The organism is Arthrobacter sp. HMWF013, assembly GCF_003061105.1.
Taxonomy (GTDB): domain Bacteria; phylum Actinomycetota; class Actinomycetes; order Actinomycetales; family Micrococcaceae; genus Arthrobacter.
Map to the genome: position 1 here is coordinate 1 of NZ_QAIQ01000401.1, position 4662 is coordinate 4662.

The 4662-nt window shown below is 67.5% G+C and carries 5 protein-coding genes; 3 read left to right on the top strand and 2 right to left on the bottom strand.

Annotation, left to right across the window (positions count from 1 at the left end; genetic code table 11):
• From DBR22_RS14865 to DBR22_RS14875, 3 genes are all read left to right on the top strand, one after another.
• The coding region (locus DBR22_RS14865) for an argininosuccinate synthase (RefSeq protein WP_108599667.1) at positions 1 to 991 on the top strand (991 nt) is incomplete at its 5' end.
• The gene (argH, locus tag DBR22_RS14870; RefSeq protein ID WP_108599664.1) at positions 992 to 2407 is read left to right on the top strand and encodes an argininosuccinate lyase; all 1416 of its coding nucleotides are present in this window, start codon (positions 992 to 994) and stop codon (positions 2405 to 2407) included.
• Between the two features lie 161 nt (positions 2408 to 2568).
• A complete protein-coding gene (locus DBR22_RS14875; RefSeq protein WP_108599665.1) occupies positions 2569 to 3105 on the top strand; it encodes a pyridoxine/pyridoxamine 5'-phosphate oxidase in 537 nt (178 codons plus the stop codon).
• Here the strand turns inward: DBR22_RS14875 and DBR22_RS14880 are convergent.
• Together DBR22_RS14880 and DBR22_RS14885 are read right to left on the bottom strand one after the other, a co-directional pair.
• On the bottom strand, positions 3102 to 3602 hold the full coding sequence (locus tag DBR22_RS14880) for a methylated-DNA--[protein]-cysteine S-methyltransferase (RefSeq protein WP_108599666.1): 501 nt from the start codon (positions 3600 to 3602) through the stop codon (positions 3102 to 3104). The genes DBR22_RS14875 and DBR22_RS14880 overlap by 4 nt on opposite strands.
• A partial coding sequence (locus DBR22_RS14885; protein ID WP_108599668.1) for a DNA-3-methyladenine glycosylase family protein occupies positions 3599 to 4662 on the bottom strand: 1064 nt, incomplete at its 5' end. The genes DBR22_RS14885 and DBR22_RS14880, both read right to left, overlap by 4 nt.

Below are 4662 nucleotides of genomic sequence, written 5' to 3' on the forward strand. Positions count from 1 at the left end.
CTGCATGCCCACGCTGAAGGCCAACGCCCTCTACCAGGGCCACTACCCGCTGGTCTCCGCCATCTCCCGGCCCGTCATCGTCAAGCACCTGGTCAAGGCCGCCCGCGAATTCGGCGCCACCACGGTTGCGCACGGCTGCACCGGCAAGGGCAACGACCAGGTCCGCTTTGAGGTCGGCATCCAGACCCTCGGCCCGGACCTGAAGTGCATCGCCCCGGTCCGCGACCTCGCCCTGACCCGCGACAAGGCCATCGCCTTCGCCGAGGAAAAGGGACTGCCGATCGAGACCACCAAGAAGAACCCGTACTCGATCGACCAGAACGTCTGGGGCCGCGCCGTCGAAACCGGTTACCTCGAGGACATCTGGAACGCGCCCACGAAGGACATCTACGACTACACCGCCACCCCGGAGTTCCCGCCGGCACCGGATGAGGTCACCATCTCCTTCGAAGCCGGCATCCCGGTAGCGATCGACGGCGTCAAGGTCACCCCGCTGCAGGCCATCAAGGAACTGAACCGCCGCGCCGGCGCCCAGGGTGTTGGCCGTATCGACGTCGTCGAGGACCGCCTCGTGGGCATCAAGTCCCGCGAAATCTACGAGGCCCCCGGCGCCATGGCCCTCATCACGGCGCACAAGCACCTTGAGGACATCACGGTGGAGCGCGAGCAGGCCCGCTTCAAGGCAACTGTTGGCCAGCGCTGGGCCGAGCTGGTGTACGACGGCCAGTGGTTCTCACCGCTCAAGCGTTCGCTGGACGCCTTCATCGAAGACACCCAGAAGTATGTTTCAGGTGACATCCGCATGACCCTGCACGGCGGCCAGGCGATCGTCAACGGACGCCGCTCCGAGACCTCGCTCTACGACTTCGACCTCGCCACCTACGACACCGGCGACACCTTCGACCAGTCCATGGCCCGCGGCTTCATCGAGCTGTGGGGCATGTCCGCGAAGGTCGCGTCCGGCCGCGATATCCGCGTCGCAGGCCAGTAAGTGGCTTCCGCTACAAACGAAGGTGCACTGTGGGGCGGCCGCTTTGCCGGTGGCCCCGCAGATGCCCTCGCGGCACTGAGCAAGTCCACGCACTTTGACTGGCGGCTGGCCCGCTACGACATCGCCGGTTCCATGGCGCACGCCCGCGTGCTGCACAAGGCCGGCCTGCTGGACGTCGCTGAGCTCGACGGCATGCTGGCAGCGCTGAAGCAGCTGGACGAGGACGTTGCGTCCGGGGCGTACCTGCCGGCGGAATCCGATGAGGATGTGCACGGCTCGCTGGAACGCGGACTGATCGAGCGCGCCGGGACCCAGCTGGGCGGCAAGCTCCGCGCCGGCCGTTCGCGCAACGACCAGGTGGCCACGCTGGGACGGATGTTCCTGCGCGACCATGCCCGGATCATCGCGCGCGGCGTGCTCGCCACGATCGAGGCACTGGTGGACCAGGCCAAGGCGCACCAGGGTGTGGCCATGCCCGGCCGGACCCACCTGCAGCATGCCCAGCCGGTCCTGCTCAGCCACCACCTGCTCGCCCATGCCTGGGCTCTGCTGCGCGACGTGCAGCGGCTGCAGGACTGGGACAAGCGCGCCGGGGTTTCGCCTTACGGCTCAGGCGCCCTGGCGGGATCTTCGCTGGGACTGGATCCTGAAGCGGTGGCGGCGGACCTCGGGTTCTTCTCAGCCACGCACAACTCGATCGACGGCACCGCTTCCCGCGACGTCTTTGCCGAGTTCGCCTGGGTGACGGCCATGATCGGCGTCGACCTGTCCCGCGTGTCGGAGGAAGTCATCCTGTGGGCCACCAAGGAGTTCTCCTTTGTGACCCTGCACGATTCGTACTCCACCGGCTCCTCGATCATGCCGCAGAAGAAGAACCCGGATGTTGCAGAGCTGGCGCGCGGCAAGGCGGGCCGCCTGATCGGCAACCTGACCGGGCTGCTGGCTACGCTCAAGGGCCTGCCGCTCGCGTACAACCGCGACCTGCAGGAAGATAAAGAGCCGGTCTTCGACGCCGCCGACACCCTGGAGCTGCTGCTTCCGGCTGTCTCGGGCATGATCGCGACGCTGAAGTTCAACACCGAACGGATGGAGTCATTGGCACCGCAGGGCTTTGCGCTGGCCACGGACATCGCCGAATGGCTGGTCCGGCAGGGGGTTCCGTTCCGCGAGGCCCATGAGCTCTCCGGAGCAGCCGTCAAGCAGGCCGAAAGCCGCGATGTGGAGCTGTGGGACCTGACGGATGAGGAATACGCCGCCATCTCGGAGCACCTGACCCCGGAGGTCCGGACGGTCCTGTCCACCGAGGGCTCGCTCAACAGCCGCAACTCCCAGGGCGGTACCGCACCGGCCGCCGTCGAACGCCAGCTGGTTGCGCTGGAAGCCGAGCTGGCCGGTGTGCGGGAGTACGCGCGCTAGCAGTCCACACGCTCTCTCATTTGATGCATCTTTTTGGTTCAATGCTCTCTCACTTTCCTCAAGAAAGTGAGAGAGCATTGCCGATATCAGCGCATCAAGTGAGAGAGCGTTGTGCGTTGCCGGCGGTTATCCTGCGGCGCTGCGCGGCTTAGGGTGGGGGCATGAGTGAATCCTTCCGCGACAGACTCCGTGCCCTGCCGGACTTCCCGTCCGACCTGCCGTCCTTCGACCCGGAGACGGCGCCGGCGGACCCGGCGGCGCTGTTCAGGCAGTGGCTGGACGAAGCGCTCGCAGCCAGTGTGCTGCAGCCGCATGCCTGCAGCTTGGCCACCGCGGACAGCTCCGGGCAGCCATCGTCCAGGATGCTCATTCTGAAGGACATCGACGACGACGGCTGGCAGTTCGCCACGGCCCGCACCTCGCGAAAGGGCAGGGAACTCTCGCTCAACCCCCAGGCGGCACTGAACTTCTTCTGGCCGGAGCAGGGGCGCCAGGTCCGGGTGGCCGGAACGGTGGTGGAGCTCTCCGCAGAAGCCTCAGCGGCGGACTGGGATGCCCGGCCCGGGGCAGACGGCAGCACCAACGCCCAGTGGCAGCTGTACGCCCTGCAACCTTCAGAGATCGAATTCTGGCAGGCCAGACATGACCGCCGCCACATCCGGCACCGCTTCGGTCCGGACGGAAATCTGCTCAGCTAGGGTGTTCCGGCCTCACGGGCCAGCAGGCTTTCCTTGATGGCGAGGCCCCAACGGAAGCCGCCCAGGGAACCGTCTGTCCGGATCACCCGGTGGCACGGCACAAACAACGCCGCAGCATTAAAGGCGCAGGCACTGGCGGCTGCCCGAACGGCTTTGGGATTTCCGGACAGTTCGGCGTATTCCGTGTAGGTCACCGGCGCGCCGGGACGGACTGTCCTCAGAACGTCCCAGGCGTGAGCGCGGAACGGTCCGGATTTCTGCTGGACGGGCACAGCCATGGCCGGTGCCGGGTCGCCGGCGTAGAAGGCCTCCACGGCACGGGAAATCGGCCCCAGGTCAGTGACGGCCTCAACATCCGCCGGACGCAGCTCCGGGTGGATCTGCCCGGTCAGCTCGCCGGGTTCGGCCGTCCAGCCGGAGGCCAGCACCACGCCGTCCCGGGCAAGGATGGTGAACGGGCCGTCCGGGGTGGACATCTGCAGCAGCTGGGCTTTCATGGCATCGCTTTCTCTGGAACATTTTTCGCAAGTATGGTGTCCGGGCGGGAGGAGGTTTTTGGTGCGGCCGCAGCACGCCACAGGTGCATCGTGGCATAGGACCGCCAAGGGCTCACGTGGCGGAATTCCGGGTCAGCGGCGCCACCGGCCGGCACGGTGTCCAGCCCCGCGCGTGTGGCGAGGGCCCGGATGCCGTTCCGTACCGCCGCGTCGTTGGCCAGGAACACGTCAGGTGCGCCCAGGACGCGCATTGCCACGTAGCCCACCGTCCACGGGCCTACCCCGGCAAGGGGAAGCAGCTTGGCGGTCAGGCCCGGCAGGTCGTCGCCGTAGCCAAAATCCAGCACGCCGGACGCCATGGCTGACGCGGCCGCCCGCACGGCATCAATCCGGCGCTGTGGTCCGCGCAGCAGCGTGTAGCCCTCTGCGGCGATCTTTTCCGCGGTGGGGAAGAGCCGGTCGAGTCCATCAATCGGGACGGCACACGGGCTGCCGGACGCCGATAGTTGCGTCAGTGCCGTCCGGGCGGCCGCGACGGTGACCTGCTGCCCGATCATGGCCCGCACCAGGAGCTCCTGGGGGGCCACCGCACCGGGGAGCCGGATGCCAGGGACAGCGCCAACCGAGGCGGCAAGGCGCGGATCGGCTGCCAAAGCGTCGTCGATCGCCACGGGATCCGCATCAAGGTCAAAGAGCCGGCGTACCCGGCTCAGCAGCGCAGGCAGGTCCCGCAGATCCACCGCGCCGATCGTGAGGGTCAGCGGCCGCCCGGCGGCGCCGTCGTCGTACTCCACACTGAAGCGCGCGTCACCGTGGGGGAGCCGCAGCGTCCGGGCGTACGACGTCGGCGTCCCCGACTCGATCCCCGGAATGGCCCTGACAGCCAGGAAGGAAAAGACACCGGGATCGAACGGTTCGCGGTAGGGGAGGCTGAGCGTCAGTGAGGCGGCGGCGGCCGTTGCCGGGTGGTGCCGGGCGGTGGAGCGCAGTGCGGTAGGGGTCATGGCGAAGACCTCCACCATGGTTTCGTTGAACTGTCTGACGCTGCTGAAGCCTGAGG